A 14,938-nucleotide genomic window follows, 5' to 3' on the forward strand; every position below is an offset into this window, starting at 1 on the left:
GATTGTGTATCAGAAATCCACACGGCAGCGCGGCCGTGTCCATGCCGTCGCCGCGGCAATCGCGCTATCCTGCGCCGCGATCTCGGCCGTGGCGCCGGCTCAGGCCGCCCCCGCCTATCAACCCGCCGGACCGGTGGAAGCCACGTATCACGCGGCGGGCCCGCATCCGGTGGCCAGACGGGCCGGGACCGACTGCTGCAGTTCCACCGGGGATGCCTACGACATCTGGTACCCGGCGGACCTCGGCGCGAGCGGGACCCGCCGCCCGATCATCACCTGGGGAGACGGCACGATGGCGCATCCTCGCGAATACGATTTCCTGCTGGCGCACCTGGCCTCCTGGGGTTTCGTGGTGATCGCCCCCGATCTGACCAGCACCGGCACGGGCGCTCAGATGCTCGACGGGGTGAGCTATCTGACGCGGCAGAACAGTGATCCGGCCAGCGTGTTCTACCGGAAACTCGATACCGGCGCGATCGGCGCGATGGGCCATTCCCAGGGCGGACTCGGCACCCTCAACGCGGCCGCGCATTCGAACGATCTGGTCAAGACGGCGGTCACCATCGAAATGCCCTCACAGAGCCTGTGCTCGAGCCTGCCACCGCTGATCCCCGGCAAGAACGTCTGCGACATTCCCACCAAGCTGATCTCGAGCTCGGTGTTGCTCATCAGCGGCACCGCGGACCCGATCCCCTCCTCGGGCACGTCCGGCGGCATGCAGGGCGTCTACGACGCACTGCCCGCCTCGATACCCAAGGCCCGCGCGGCGCTGATCAATGCCAGCCACAACGACATCCAGGGTCAGCCCGGATGCACCAACCTCGGCTGCAACGACGGCGTCGACGGCTACCTGGGCTACCTGACCGCGTGGTTCCTGGATCAATTGCGCGGCGATACGCGGGCGCACAGCATATTCGTCTCGGGCACAGGCGAATTCCAGCACAACGCGCACTGGACCGACCAGCAGAGCAATATCCATTGAAAGGGGAAGACCCGCGCATGGGCGACCGCATCGACGAATTGCTGGCCAAGCTCGACCTACCGGCGAAGGTCCGGCTCATATCCGGAGCCGGCCTGTTCCGGCTGGCGGGCGATCCCGCCATCGGGCTCGCGGAGATGCCGATATCGGACGGGCCGTCCGGCGTGCGCGGCGAGAGCATGGACGAGCCGGATCCCTCGGTGAGCCTGCCGTCAGGCACCGCGGTGGCCGCGACCTGGGATCCGGAGTTGCTCAACGAGATCGGCGCGCTCATCGCCGCCGAGGCGCGCCGCAAGAACGTATACGCGGTGCTCGGTCCGACCATCAACCTGCACCGTTCCCCGCTGGGTGGCCGCCACTTCGAATGCTTCTCCGAGGACCCGCTGCTCACCGCCGAGATGGCCGCCGCTTATGTGCGCGCGGTGCAGGACCACGGAGTGAGCGCGTGCCCGAAGCACTACGTGGCCAACGATTCCGAGACCGACCGCTTCACCGTGGACGTCCAGGTCTCCGACCGCGCGCTGCGCGAGCTCTATCTCTATCCGTTCGAACGAGCCGTCGAGGCCGGCGCGTGGATGATCATGGACTCCTACAATGGCGTGAACGGCGCCGCCATGTCCGACAACCCGCTGCTGGACAAACCACTCAAGGGCGAATGGGGTTTCGACGGTGTCGTGGTCTCGGACTGGGGCGCCGTCCGCTCCACCGAAGCCGCAGCGGGGGGCACCGATCTCTGTATGCCCGGTCCGCCGATCCTGTGGGGGGAGCCGCTGCTGGCCGCGGTCCGATCCGGAGCGGTCCCCGAGTCCGCAATCGATGACAAGGTCCGGCGCATACTGCGATTCGCCACCCGCGTCGGCGCGCTCGACGGTTCGCCCTGGCCCACCTCGTATTTCACCGACAACCAGGTCCGGAATCTGGTGCGGCACCTGACCACCCAGTCGATGGTGCTGGCGCACAACGACGGAACACTCCCGTTGCACCCGGATACGACGATCGCACTGCTCGGACCGTCCGCTGCCGAACCGCGCATCATGGGCGGCGGCAGCGCCACGGTGCTGCCCACGCACCTCAGCACTCCACTGGCCGGCCTGGGGGCCGTGCTGCCCGTGACACATACGCCGGGCGTCCGCCTGATCGAGGGGCTGATCCCCGCACCACCGGAGTTGGTCACCGATCCGGAAAACGGAACGCCGGGGGTGCGGGTGCGGTACTTCGACGGCGAGACCGAGATCGGCGCCCGGCATCGCCACACCGCCCACCTCGTGCTGCTCGGCGACGAATTGGCCGCCCGCGCAACACATATGGAACTTCACGCGCGGCTGCGAGCCGACATGTCGGGCGAATGGCGGATCGGGTTCGGCGGAACCGGCGAGGTGTGGCTCGATATCGACGGGATCCCGGTGATCGACGAGACCGTCGTCGACGCGGTCGGCGATCCGGTCGCGGCGCTGCTGGAACCGCCGCAGCGGTCGGTGGCCCGAGTCCTGGCCGCCGGTCAGGAGGTCGACGTGCACCTCAGGATCGCCGTTCCCGAGGCCATCCCGGGGCTCGGCGTCCTGCTGGCCTTCCTGCTGGGCATCGATCGCCCGCAGCGCCCCAAGGACGAAGAGTTCGCGGCCGCGGTCGAATTGGCGCGCGCGGCCGAGGTGGCGGTGGTCCTGGTCGGCACCAGCGAGAAGATCGAGAGCGAAGGCACCGACCGGACCTCGCTGCGCCTGCCCGATCGCCAGGACGAACTCGTCGCCGCGGTCGCCGCCGTGAATCCGCGAACGGTCGTGGTGGTCAATTCCGGTGCGCCGGTGGAAATGCCATGGCGCGATGAGGTCGCCGCGGTGCTGCTGACCTGGTTTCCCGGTCAGGAGTTCGGCGACGCGCTGGCGGACGTTCTCACCGGTGCCGCCGAACCCGGCGGCCGGTTGCCGACGACCTGGCCCAAGACCATCGCCGACGTCCCCGTCCTCGACACCACGCCGAATGACGGTGTCCTCGCGTACACCGAAGATATCCACATCGGCTACCGCGCCTGGCTGCGCGCCGGAACGGAACCCGCCTACCCCTTCGGGCACGGACTCGGCTACACCACCTGGTCCGCCGGTGATCTGCGGGTCTCCGGTCGCACGGTGAGTATTACCGTCGGTAATACCGGCACCCGCACCGGAAAGCAGGTCTACCAGGCCTACCTATCCCGGCCGAACAGCGCGATCGACCGGCCGGTCCGATGGCTCGCCGGATTCACCGCGGTCACGCTGGACCCAGGACAGTCCCGGACCGTCGACCTCGAGCTGCCCGGACGCGCTTTCGAACACTGGACCGCCGATGGCTGGGCGATCGAACCAGGCGCGTTCACGCTTCACGTCGGGACGTCGGTCACCGATCTTCCCCTGACGACAGATATCAGCTGATCGAGATCGATCACCGAGTTTCAAGACGTGAACTCACCCCCGTCATTCCGGCGTGCTCTTGGCCGGGATCCACCAAAGCCGTTGTTACACAGTCGGTGTTAATCCCTGCCGAAAACATGACTGGATGACGGGAGTGGCGACATCACACAGAAAGCTCAGTGATAGCGGGTCTATAGGCCAGCCCACCCGAGCGAAAGGACTCCGCCCCAGGCCGGTCTCGGGGGCAGAGTCCTTTCGCGATGGATCAGGGCAGCAACTGCTCGATTCGGGTGGTGCAGAAGCCGGTGATGTTCATCTCCGGCGGCAACTGCACGCGATTGGCCATGCGCAGCAACGGAATCGAGAGCAGCACGGCGGCGAGTATCTCGTTGTACCGGAGATTGCGGACCAGCATCCCGGTGCGATTCTCGTAGTGGGCGATGGTTTCCTCGCGGGTCGGCGTGCCGGGCAGCGGCGCATGACCCTCGAATTCGCTACTGGCCCAATCCAGGAACAGCAGCCAGCCCAGATCGGCCTCGTGATCACCTAAGTAGGCGATCTCCCAATCCAATACCCCGCTGACCCGAAAGTCAGTGTCGTACAGGATGTTCGACATGCGGGCGTCACCCCAGCAGAGCGTGGTGTGCTCGGGCTCGTAGAGGTTTCCCCGCAGGTAGGCGATGGCCCGGCGATAGGTTTGCGGCTCATCGCCTTCGGTGGCCCAGCTCAGCGCGGCGTCCACATAGTTCACGATCTGCTCGACCGGCCGGGTGCCATGGTCAGGCATGGCCAGGAAGTCCAATCGCAGTGCCCGCCAATCCAATCGGTGGATATCGGCGATGGTATCGACACAGCCCCACCACATGCGCTCCCGCTGCTGCGGCGTGGCCTCGAAGTAATTGCCCGCCGAGTGGTACGAAGGATAGTCGCTGGGCGCTTCGCCGGAGAGCCGGTTCATCACGAAGTACGGACTGCCGATTTCGCCGCCGTCGCGGTCCAGCCACAGCGGCGTGGCGACCGGGATATCGGTACCGGCCAACCGCCGCATGACCAGCACCTGTCGCAGCAGGTCGTAGTCGGGAAACAGCGACATCTCCGGTGGTCGCCGGAAGACCAGTGGCAGCGCGCCGTTGTCATCCTCGACTTCGAAAAGGAAGGTCTCGGTAGCGAATCCGCGAGCGGTGCGAGCGAAATTGCGGATCTGGGCGCCGCCGGATACCGAGACGTTGCGGTGCACGGCGGGTTCCAGCGCCGCGGCCAGCTGCTCTGCTGACAGTCGAGTTGTGCTCAAGCTCAGTACCCTTCGTACCCGTAACGCTCATTGCGACCCATGAAGACCATTTCGACCAGTCCGTACCCGACCTTGCCGTCGGTCTCGACGCGGCAGAACGTCTCGCTGAGCATGCTGGCCTGCTTCAGGTCCTGCGTATCGGTGAGGTCGGCGACGAAGCTGTCGCTCCAGTCCTCGCCCTTCCAGATGCCCGACGCGTAACCGCGGTAGAAGTCGTAACCCGCGATGCCGGGCCAGAAGTCACCGACCGGGGTGATGGTGAATTCGCGGTTCTTGCCGGCGGCGTCGACGATGGTGAAGGTACCGCCGCTGACAATGCGGAAATCGTCGCGGAAGGTCAGATCATGGCCCGCATCGCGCACCGGCTGCGGCTCGGTGTCGGCGCCGAACGGCGACAGTACGGTGCCCTCGAAATGCCAGCGGGCGCCCTCGGGGGTCTCCCGCTGCGCGAAATGCACCAGCTCGTCCTCGAATTGGAAGATGCCCATGTAGTAGAGAACATCGTCCGGAATCTCGTTCGGCTGCAGAATGCCGCCGCCTTCGTTGATGGCGCCACCGTCACCGCCGTGCCGGGTGCCCCAGGAGTGATCGCGCCCGAACCACCAGTTTTCGGGGTCGATCTCGATGCGCTCGCCCTCGTACTCCAGCCAACCGGAGACGCGGCCGTTCTGGTAATACCGCCGCGCATCCTCACGCACCCGGCCACGGGTGCGGAAGAATGCGGGCTCCTGCTCGTAAGCCGGGAACTGCGCATCGAATTCGAGCTGCAGCGCGATTGCGTGCTCGTTGTCGGCGAGGGTAGCGCGCACCTTCCGCAACGGTTCGACGATCTCGTAGGTGAACGGGCCGACCCGCCAGGAGCCGAGGCCGTCGTAGCGGGTGTCGATCTGCCGGGACATGCGAACCACATGCGCCTTGTCGTCGACGGTGATCATGGCGTAGGCGTCGATCAGATTCCGGTTGGGGTAGCGCGCCATGCCGGTCATGACGCTCACTCGGCGGGTCTTGTCGAAGCCGTACATGACCACGCGCTCGGTCCAGCGCAGATCGCTCTGCTGGACGTGGTCGAAAGTGGTGGGCAACTGGTGACAGAGCAGTTCGTCCTGGGGTGTCAGCATCGACGGATACCTCTCGAATGAACTGTGGCCGCGGCCACATAATTTGAATACGATGTGCAGCGTATTTGAATTAGCTTCTCGATGTAACCTCAATCGCAGAATTTCCTAGACCGGATCGGAGAGTCCTGTGAGCGCACCCCCGCATCCGACACGGCCCGGCCCAGGCCGGCCACGCGATCCACAACTGGATGCGCTGGTGCTGGCCGCCGCCCAGGAGCTACTGGTCAGCGAGGGCTATCAGGCCACCACCCTGGCCGCGGTCGCGCGCCGCGCGGGCGTGGTCACTACCTCGATCTACCGCCGCTGGCCGAGCAAGCGGGCACTGGTGGAGGACGCCATCTTCGCCTTGGACGAGTTCGCCCACCCCGAACCGAGCGGCGATCTGCGCGCGGACCTGCTGGCCTGGACCCGCCTGTTCTTGTCCGCGTCTGCACATCCGGCGGCCCGCTCGGCCATTCCCGGCCTGCTCTCGGAGTATCACGACGACCACGACAGCTACCGCCGTCTGCTCGACCGTGGCGAGCTGCCCACCCGAGAAGCGCTGCGAGAGTTGCTGACCGGCGCATCGGACGCGGGACAGGCCGCCCCCGACTGCGATGCCGACGCGGTGTTCGAACTACTGCGCGGCGCAACCCTGTTCCGAGCGCTTACTCATGGCACCGATGATGCCGACAAGTTCTGCCATCAGATCACGGACGCTCTGGTCGCGGTGGCCGCGACGCCGTCGTCACGCTACTGAAGAGCGCGTCAGCACGGAGACCACCATCGACACGATCGAGTCCGACGGGCTGCTCGGGCGCGACCGGGAGCTGCCGCAGGAATTCCCGATGGCGTCGTCACCACGGTCACGACGACCGGTCACCGACGACGCAGTTGCGCCACCATCCCTCTGTTCCGGTTGTGCCGACGCCGACTTCCCTCATCGACCACGAGCAACGGGCACATCCGGAAGCGCGTGCACGACCCGCCGCGACTGCGCGTACATAAGGACGGCAATTTCGGTATCGAGCGCCGGACGGTCGCCGAATATCGGTGCGGCTCACCAGCTCTACATGATCGGTGCCGGCGACGGGGTATTGTTCGAACATCAATGTGTCGCCTGTTGTGTCGGTCGTGCCAGGCTTCGCCCACACCGGATACGGACTGTCCGCCATCGCCCATATCGCCGAAACCAGCCGCATCCAGCAGCACGATCTGTACCCCCAGGTGGCCGACCGGCTCCGCGCAGGCTTCGAACTGCACTCGCAATACCAACTCGGGACACCGATGCCGAGCTGGCTGTGCGGCGGACAGTTGCAGCGTGAACTCGGACCGGTCACCGAGGTCGCCTACAACGCCCTGCACAACCGCATGCACCTGGACCTGCCCTACACCGAAAAACTAACCTCGAGCAGCGCCCAGCAGGGCTGGACATGTTCACCATGTGGGAAACCCTCACCCACGCCGACAATCCGAACTGAGCAGGGTCCGTGCAGTCGTGAAAGCGACCCGCAACAAGGGGTGAGCGGGTAGCTTTCAGTTCCACCTCGGACGAGGCGATCAGCCGGACGCAGAGGCGAAAGATTAGCCTCAGGCGTGCACGTTCTGAAACGTATGGGGTTGGAGCAATTCCCGAAGCTGACGCTCGGGGTGTTCGCGGTGACGGCGACGGCGAACGCCCTGCAGTGGCTGATACCGGGCATGCTGGCGCACCTGGAGCGAACGCCCTCGGGGCTGTACGGGGATTGGTGGCGCTCCGGCACCGCACTGTTCGTGCAAGACGGCGGACTCGGTGGCGCACTCCTGAACCTGGCCTTCCTGCTGGTATTGGGCGCGGCCGCCGAACAGGTGCTCTCGCCCGCGCGCTGGCTGGTTCAGTATTTCGGGGTCGGGCTGGTAGCAGAATTCATCGCGTACGCGTGGCAACCGGCGGGCGGTGGGAACTCCATCGCCGATTGCGGTCTCGCCGGCGGGCTCGCGGTAGCACTGCGGCGGCGAGACGAACGCCTGCCCCGCTGGACACCGATCCTCATCATGCTGTGGAGCGCAGCCATGTTCGCCACCCTTTGGGACCGAGCATGGCTGCCTGCGGTAGTGGCGTGCGCGTTGCTCGTAGGACCGTCGAACCTGCTGGCAGCGCGTGGTATCGACCTTCGCCGCCCGGTAGCGAGTCTGCTCGTGGCCGTTGGCCTGACCCTCGCCGCGACCGCGAATATCCATGGCGCAGCACTGATTCTGGGCACCGTCGCCGCCGTGGTCGCTGTCTCACGATGAGGTTCCCGACTCCGCCGGGCTTCGGGTCGGCCCGGCACATCGGATTCTGCTTCCCTTCTGCGGGGTGGTCTGCCCCCGATCGCGTCAGCGCCAACTCGGCACAGCTCACCAACCCGACCCGGGTTCGCGGCCCGGAGCGCCACGCCGGCGATGGGGGTGGGTCGAAACCTCCATCGAATGAGCGGGATCCGCATGACTGTCCGATTCAGGTACGGTCGTGCGGTGTTATATGGGCGGGCCGACGAAGTGGCCTTGATCGACGGATTGGTCGCCGACGCCCGCGTAGGCCAGAGCGCGGCTCTCGTGCTGTGCGGTCCTGCCGGGATCGGCAAGTCCGCATTGCTCGATTACGCCGCCTCGGCAGGGACGGGGAGCGGGCTTCGTCTGGTGCGGGTCACCGGCATCGAGCACGAGGCCGAGCTGCCTTTCGCCGGCTTGCATCTGTTGCTGCGCCCGGTGCTCGATCGGCTGGACTCGCTGCCTGCGCCGCAGGCCGCGGCGCTGCGAGGGGCGTTGGGCCTGGCGCCGCCGCAGCCGGTCAGTGACCGGTTCCTGGTAGGTGTCGCGGTGCTGTCCATTCTCGCGGAGTTGGCCGAGGACGGGCCGGTACTGTGCTTGGTCGATGACGCGCACTGGCTGGATCGCTCCTCTGCCGAGGCACTGACATTCGCGGCGCGCAGGCTCTATCGCGAAGGCGTGGTGCTGCTCTTCGGTATTCGCGACGGCGCCGGTGCGCAGGGGGTGAGCGGGCTCGGCGAATTGCCTCGGCACGTCATTTCCGGGCTCGACCGCACGGCCTCGGTCGCGTTGCTCGAACAGCGATATCCGGACCTCGCGGCGGCGACACGTGCCCGCATCCTCGACCAAGCTGACGGAAATCCGCTGGCGCTGGAGGAACTCCCACTGGCCCTCACGCCCGAACAGCGTACCGGTGCGGGTTCGGGTCTACCGGACGATGTGGCTCGGCTTCCACTGACAGCGAGAGTGCAAACAGCGTTCGGCGCTCAGGCGGACCGCCTCGATGCCCTGGCCGCGCAGCTCCTGTTGATCGCGGCCGCGGAGGAGACCGGCGAACTGGGTGTGGTGCTGCGGGCTGCGGCCGCCATCGATGCCGGGCCGGCGGAACTGCTGGCAGTCGAGCAGTCCGGACTGGTGGTACGCGACAATGATCGTCTTGCTTTCAAGCATCCGCTGGCGCGCGCGGTGGTGTTGCAGCAGGCCGGATTCCACCAGCGACTCGACGCCCATCGCGTACTCGCCGACGTCCTGGCGACGCACAGCGCTCCCGGCTCCGACGACCGCGCGATGTGGCATCGAGCGGCCGCGACAACCGGTACCGATGACGCGACCGCGGCCGACCTGGAGGCTGCCGCCGAACGAGCCCGCGACCGCACCGATCACGCCGCGGCAGCTGCCGCGCTGGAGCGGGCCGGTGAGCTGACCGGCGATCCAGGACAGCGGACGCGCCGGTTGATCTGTGCTGCGGAGTCCGCCATGGCCTGCGGCGATCTGCGCCGCACTGCCGCGCTGACCCGCAAGGTGAGCCGGAGTCCCACCGATGCGCAGAGTGCAGCGCGACTCGCCTCCCTCCGTGCGGCCATCGAATTCGAACAGGGATCCCCGCGCACCGCCGCGCGCATCCTATTGCAGGCTGCACCCGCCGCACCTGCTCCGACCGCCGCACCGATGCTGCTGGCAGCCGTGCGCAACAGCTACTACGTCGGTGACGCCGAACTGGCCGCAAACGCGGCGACCCTGCTGGCCGCGACCGTGGGTGGGTCACCGTTGTCCGAGGCGATGCTCGGACTCGCCCGCCTGATGGACGGCGACGACGGGTACGCGATGCCGAGATTGCGCGCCTTCACCGATTCCATACTCGCCCAACCTGATTCGGTCCCCGGGCACGACGAGCGCCTGCTTGCCGGTGCGGTGGCTCTGATGACCGGCGACGACGACAAGGCGCTGGACTTGTTCGCAGACGTGGTCACCGACGCGCGGCAGGCGGGGCTGATCGCCCGCTTACCGATCATGCTCGAGCACTTGGCCGTCGCCGAACTGTTCACCGGCCATGTCCGCGCCGCACAAGCCCACGCCGAGCAGGGCGAGAACCTGGCCGAGTCCGTCGGACAGCGCAATCAGTCGCAGCACCTGCGCAGCATTCTCGCGTGCATCGCGGCCCTGACCGGAGACGAGGTCCGCTGCTACGAACTCGCCGAACCGGCCCTGCACGGCGCCCTCGACCGTGAGGAGATCCGGACCGCAGTACTGGCGACGACGGCGGTAGGCCTGCTCGACATCGGCGCCGGACGCTACGAACAGGCATTGGACCGGCTCGAGTGGGCCGCGCGCGGCCCGATGGCCCGCCACTATGGCGTCACGTTGTTCGCACCCGACCGGATCGAGGCGGCCATCCGCACCGGACAACCGGAGCGAGCGGTGGAACCACTGGACCGATTCCACCGATGGTCCCGCGCCAGCGGCCTGGCATGGACCGAGGCGGTAGCCGAACGCTGCGCAGCGCTGACCGCCACCGGAGACCGAGCCGAACTGCACTACCGCGAAGCAATCCGACTGCACGACAGGGGCGATCGGCCATTCGAGCGCGCCCGCACCAACCTACTGTTCGGCGAGTGGCTGCGCCGAGCGCAGCGCAAGGCCGAAGCCCGCACCCGGCTGCGACCGGCCCTGGCAACCTTCGAACGACTCGGCGCCAGGCCCTGGGCGGAGCGCGCCCGCGCCGAATTGCGTTCGACCGGCGACGCCGGCCCGCAGCCACCCGTGGCATCGAAGCTGAATACCCTGACACCCCAGGAACTTCAGGTCATCAGACTCGCCGCGCAGGGCCTGTCCAACCGTGACATCGGCGCCCAACTGTTCCTCAGCCCCCGCACCGTCGGCTATCACCTATACAAGGCTTACCCGAAACTCGAAGTGGCCGGACGCCACCAGCTGGCCGCACTCGTCGACTGGGACTGAACCGACCGTGTAACTGCCGGCCAGGGTATGTCGGTCACACGCGTCAGATGTCGGAACGACCCGATTTTCGATGGCCCCGCGTTCGGGGCCATCGTTCTCGGGTCAGAACCGGTAGCGCAGGATGCGTGCGCCCTGGCGGGACAAGGCGGTGCTGCGGGCCATGGCGCGGGTGAGGGCGCGCAGGGGTTCCGGCCAGGCGGCGATCTCCGGTGCGCGGGTGAGGAAGTCCTCGGCGACGAGGGTGAGGCCGGCGTCCCAGGTCTCCGGTATGCGGGGATCGTCGAACCCCGCGGCGGCCTTGATGCCGAGCGCCTTGATTGTGGGGTGGTATTTCATCGCCCACGCGGCGAATCTGGTGTAGCCGTTGAGAGCGATCTCCCCGCTGGTGAAATGCGTTGTGAGAGCGTGGGTCAGGGCTTGGAAGGCATCGCCGGGCAGGAAGGGGATCAGTCCCTCCGCGACGATCATGGCCGGGCGGTCGCCCGGTATGCCCTCGAGCCAGCCGGAGTCGGTGATATCCGCGCCGACGAGATGCGAAGGCTCCGGCAGGAATTGCGGACGCAGGGCCACCACCTCGGGGAAATCGACGTCGTACCAATCGATTCGGGCGGTCGGACGGCACCGGATCATTCGGGGGTCCAGCCCGCATCCCAGATCGAGCACCACGGCGTCGGGGTGCGCGGCGGTGAACGACCGCACGGTGTCGTCCAATTTCCTACTGCGCAGCGCTGTTTCGTAGGTCAGGCTGTCTTTGATCTTCAACTTGCCGAAGTCGTAATCGATCCGGTCCGCGATCTCGGCGGAGCGGGTGTCGCCGAGCATCGGGACGGGTAGCTTGCCGTCGAGGGCCTTGGCCCACAGCGTGATCAGCAGGGTTTCCTCGAGCTGATTCAGATCCAGACGGGTGCGTTGTACGGTCACGGGATACCTCACGTTTTCATGGGATGCTCCGCGGAAAGGTCACGGAGCCAGGTCAATGCCTGCTGGGCGGCGCGAATGCGCTCGGTCTGCACGCGGTTCCCGGCGTCGACGAGGGCGAGACCGTCGTCGGCGATATCGCCGAACGCGCCCAGACCGGCGATCTTGCGCTGGATCACCTTCTGCCAGGCATCGTCTTCGATGCGGTAGTAGGCGGTGCGATCACCGGCGATCCGAACCTTGCGGATCAGCCCGATGGTGGTGAGCAGTCGCATATTCGAGGTCAGCGACGCCCGGCTGGCCTTGATGGTATCGGCGATCTGCCCCGCCGACTGATCGGGCGGGTCGCAGATCATCAGCAGCCCGAGAATGCGCCCGGTGATCGGCGTGAGCCCCCACTCGTCGACGCAGAAGGTGGCCACTCGCTCCACCCACCGCATGACGTCGTCCTGTCGGTGCTCGCTCGGCATCGGCGCGTTCTCCTCGGCTACTGGTCGGTGGGATCACTCAATCATGGCGGCCACCGACTCCCGGGTCGGCGGTGCGGTGATGGTCGCGAGCCGAGTCTTGCGCAGGTAGAGGTCGAACCAGTCGATGGCGAGCGCCATCGATTCCTCGAGTCCAGGACCCATGTAGAGGCCGAGGACGTCGTAGGGCAGCACCACCAAGCGTTTCGGCTCGCCCGCCTTGGCGAACGCGCTCTGCCCCTCCTCCAGCATGTGGTAGGGGTCCCAGCCGCCATTGGCGATCATCAGCAACGGGGTGGGTGCCAGCAGGTGGATGAGGTTCTCGGGGGCGAAGGTCAGCAGATGCTCGTGCGAGTCGAGCGTCTTCTCGTTGCGATAGGTCGGGAACATCTCGGCCGCCAGATCCGGGGTGCCGCGCACGCTGTCGTAATCGAGTTCCAGATGCGGTATCCGGGCACTCGCGCCGCCCTCGTACTGCCGCTGCCAGTCCTCGTCCAGCTGATCGCGCAGCGTCCGCACCCCGGCCCGGCTGCTCAACCGCTCCAGGTAACGCCAGCCGTTCCATGCGCTGGGGCTCTGCACCACAACACATTTCGCGCGCCGATCCAGCACCGCGGCCTGCACCGCCACCGAACCGCCGACACTGACGCCCCACAACCCGATCCGCTCCGCATCGATCTCGGAGCGTCCCTGCAGGTAGGAGATCGCACTGCGGAAATCCTCCACCTGCCGTTCGGGGTAGTCCTGTCCGCGCGGCTCGCCCTCGCTGGACCCGACGGTGCGGTAGTCGATGGCAAGCACCGCGAACCCAGCCTGCACGAAATAGGGCGCGAAAACCGCCAGCGCCTCCTTGACCATCACACCGCTGTGCCCGAGCACCAATCCGGGGACCGGCCCGTCGGCCGCGGGTAGATACAGATCAGCGGCACATCTGATGCCCAGGCTGTTGAACGTCACATGTTCGGGTGTCAGGGTCACGTCCATTCCTTCGCGCTCACTCTTGCTAGTTATTTCAGCTACGACTGAAATCAATAGCAATGTAGCACGACGGAGAGATGTGGTCTGGGTTTGTGAAAGGGGTTACGTGCCGGGCGGATTCGCCGCGGTGACCCAGCTGCCGGTGTCGCCGTCGGTGATCTGTGCGGCCGGCGCTGCAACGCGCCCTCGACCGTGAGGAGATTCGGACCGCGGTGTCCTTCGCCAGGTATGGCCCCATGCGTGAAGCTGGAGCCGACTCAGATCCGCAGAGTAGAAGACAGATTCGACCGATGTCAGTAGGTACCCGTGACCTCGAAGGCAAGATCGCGCTGATCGTGGGTGGGACGCGCAATCAGGGTGCGGAGTTCGCGAAGAATATCGCCGCCCGTGGCGCCGTCACGATCATTACCTACCAGGGCAATGAGCAGGCCGCGAAAGAGACGCTGGCGGCGTTGCAGGAGCTGGGCGCGACCGCGGAGGCCATTCGCTCCGACGCCGCCTCCGCCACCGAGGTGGACGCCCTGTTCGCGGATATCGTTGCGCGCCACCGCCCGCCACCTCGCTGACAATGGCCGCTACGTCGTGCTGTCCACCACCCTCACCTCCATCATGACCGGCACCTACGGGGTCTACTCCGGCTCCAAGGCCGCCGTCGAACGCATGGTGCTCGCCGCCGCCAAGGAGCTCGGCGACCGCGGCATCACCGTCAACGCCGTCGCTCCCGGCCCGATCGACGACGACTTCTTCCGCGGCGCAGAGACCCCGGAATCCATTGCCGAGGCGGCCCTGCACAACCCGCACGGCCGCCTCGGCCTCCCTACCGACACCGCCCCCATCGTCGGCTGGCTGATCAGCGACGAAGCGGGCTGGGTCTCCGGGCGGGACAGGGCGTCGCTGCGGGCAATCGCGCGGGTTCTGGGGCCGAAGGCGAAGACAACGGGTGTGAAGTCTTCGCCATCGGGGCCGCCGGTCGCAGCGAAGGTGGTGGCCGTCGGTGTGGGCTACCACCGCTTGCGTGCAGTCGCAGCCCCCAGAAGTAGCGGGAATGTGATGCGCAGTATCCGTACTCGGCCCATCCGGCCAGCTCGGAGCGTTTCACCGTTTCCCGGGACCGCCCACATTCCACGGGCGTGGAATCGACCACCCACACGTCACCGGTCCATACCGTGGTGTCGGTGGCCAGGGCCCGCATCACCACTTGCATCAGCCCGCCCGCCCGCCCGGCGCAACCGCTTGTCGTAGCCCGGCTGATGTGGCAGGTACCGGAACAGATGCCCCAGGTGAGCGTGGGCGTAGCGCAACCAGCGTGCCTCGGAGGTGAACCCCAGCAACGCCTGCATCACCGACAAGGTAATCAGTTCGGCGTCGGTCAGCCGCAGTGTGAGCCCGACTCGCGGACGCCACGGAGCCAGGTCGGGGCGAGCGGTCAACAGGTCGTCGGTTTTGAAGTACAGTGCGGTGGCGAGGGCGTCTATTTCATTCATCTTCGCGGCCCAAATGTGTCTGCCGGGCAACGTATTCGGCCGGGCTGGCCGATATTGCATCGGCGCCTGGTGCGCGGCGCAGCCGCGCAC

Annotated in this window: 12 protein-coding genes and 2 pseudogenes; 8 read left to right on the plus strand and 6 right to left on the minus strand. The window is 66.7% G+C overall.

Annotation, left to right across the window (positions count from 1 at the left end; translation table 11 throughout):
* Positions 1–4: 4 nt before the first annotated feature.
* Together ABH933_RS11585 and ABH933_RS11590 are read left to right on the plus strand one after the other, a co-directional pair.
* The gene (locus ABH933_RS11585) at positions 5–982 is read left to right on the plus strand and encodes a hypothetical protein (RefSeq protein WP_429417072.1); all 978 of its coding nucleotides are present in this window, start codon (positions 5–7) and stop codon (positions 980–982) included.
* Between the two features lie 17 nt (positions 983–999).
* On the plus strand, positions 1,000–3,384 hold the full coding sequence (locus ABH933_RS11590; RefSeq protein ID WP_429417075.1) for a glycoside hydrolase family 3 C-terminal domain-containing protein: 2,385 nt from the start codon (positions 1,000–1,002) through the stop codon (positions 3,382–3,384).
* A gap of 244 nt (positions 3,385–3,628) precedes the next feature.
* Here the strand turns inward: ABH933_RS11590 and ABH933_RS11595 are convergent, their stop codons facing one another.
* Both ABH933_RS11595 and ABH933_RS11600 read right to left on the minus strand, forming a co-directional pair.
* Entirely contained in the window at positions 3,629–4,654 is a 1,026-nt protein-coding gene (locus ABH933_RS11595) for a phosphotransferase family protein (protein ID WP_429417077.1), read from the minus strand.
* Between the two features lie 2 nt (positions 4,655–4,656).
* The gene (locus ABH933_RS11600; RefSeq protein ID WP_429417080.1) at positions 4,657–5,772 is read right to left on the minus strand and encodes a DUF7064 domain-containing protein; all 1,116 of its coding nucleotides are present in this window, start codon (positions 5,770–5,772) and stop codon (positions 4,657–4,659) included.
* A gap of 127 nt (positions 5,773–5,899) precedes the next feature.
* Here ABH933_RS11600 and ABH933_RS11605 point away from each other — a divergent pair, with 127 nt between their 5' ends.
* The 4 genes from ABH933_RS11605 to ABH933_RS11620 all read left to right on the plus strand — a co-directional run bounded on the left by ABH933_RS11605 (position 5,900) and on the right by ABH933_RS11620 (position 11,001).
* Positions 5,900–6,511 (plus strand): TetR/AcrR family transcriptional regulator, encoded by a 612-nt coding sequence (locus tag ABH933_RS11605; RefSeq protein WP_429417083.1) that lies wholly within the window; start codon positions 5,900–5,902, stop codon positions 6,509–6,511.
* A 365-nt stretch (positions 6,512–6,876) separates the two neighbouring features.
* The gene (locus ABH933_RS11610; protein WP_429417086.1) at positions 6,877–7,284 is read left to right on the plus strand and encodes a hypothetical protein; all 408 of its coding nucleotides are present in this window, start codon (positions 6,877–6,879) and stop codon (positions 7,282–7,284) included.
* An 81-nt stretch (positions 7,285–7,365) separates the two neighbouring features.
* Positions 7,366–8,025 carry a rhomboid family intramembrane serine protease gene (locus ABH933_RS11615; RefSeq protein WP_429417089.1) on the plus strand — a complete coding sequence of 220 codons (660 nt, stop codon included), beginning with the start codon at positions 7,366–7,368 and terminating at the stop codon, positions 8,023–8,025.
* 192 nt (positions 8,026–8,217) lie between these two features.
* On the plus strand, positions 8,218–11,001 hold the full coding sequence (locus ABH933_RS11620; RefSeq protein WP_429417092.1) for an AAA family ATPase: 2,784 nt from the start codon (positions 8,218–8,220) through the stop codon (positions 10,999–11,001).
* Positions 11,002–11,103: 102 nt separating this feature from the next.
* Here ABH933_RS11620 and ABH933_RS11625 read toward each other — a convergent pair whose 3' ends face one another.
* Genes ABH933_RS11625 through ABH933_RS11635 form a run of 3 tightly spaced genes read right to left on the minus strand, consistent with a single transcriptional unit; the run spans position 11,104 to position 13,364 of the window.
* A complete protein-coding gene (locus tag ABH933_RS11625) occupies positions 11,104–11,922 on the minus strand; it encodes a class I SAM-dependent methyltransferase (protein WP_429417095.1) in 819 nt (272 codons plus the stop codon).
* Between the two features lie 8 nt (positions 11,923–11,930).
* Positions 11,931–12,389 (minus strand): GbsR/MarR family transcriptional regulator, encoded by a 459-nt coding sequence (locus ABH933_RS11630; RefSeq protein WP_429417098.1) that lies wholly within the window; start codon positions 12,387–12,389, stop codon positions 11,931–11,933.
* Between the two features lie 33 nt (positions 12,390–12,422).
* Entirely contained in the window at positions 12,423–13,364 is a 942-nt protein-coding gene (locus ABH933_RS11635) for an alpha/beta hydrolase (protein WP_429417101.1), read from the minus strand.
* A gap of 290 nt (positions 13,365–13,654) precedes the next feature.
* Between ABH933_RS11635 and ABH933_RS11640 the strand changes: the two genes are divergently transcribed.
* Positions 13,655–13,930 (plus strand): SDR family NAD(P)-dependent oxidoreductase, encoded by a 276-nt coding sequence (locus ABH933_RS11640; protein ID WP_429417104.1) that lies wholly within the window; start codon positions 13,655–13,657, stop codon positions 13,928–13,930.
* A pseudogene (locus ABH933_RS11645) lies at positions 13,902–14,186 on the plus strand (SDR family oxidoreductase); the annotation flags it as partial. The gene ABH933_RS11640 and the pseudogene ABH933_RS11645, both read left to right, overlap by 29 nt.
* A 193-nt stretch (positions 14,187–14,379) precedes the next feature.
* Here ABH933_RS11645 and ABH933_RS11650 read toward each other — a convergent pair.
* Positions 14,380–14,848, minus strand: a pseudogene (locus tag ABH933_RS11650) (IS982 family transposase); the annotation flags it as partial.
* Positions 14,849–14,938: the final 90 nt, after the last annotated feature.

Origin of the sequence: Nocardia sp. GP40 (genome assembly GCF_050434125.1) — a bacterium.
Classification (GTDB): Bacteria; Actinomycetota; Actinomycetes; order Mycobacteriales; family Mycobacteriaceae; genus Nocardia; species Nocardia albiluteola.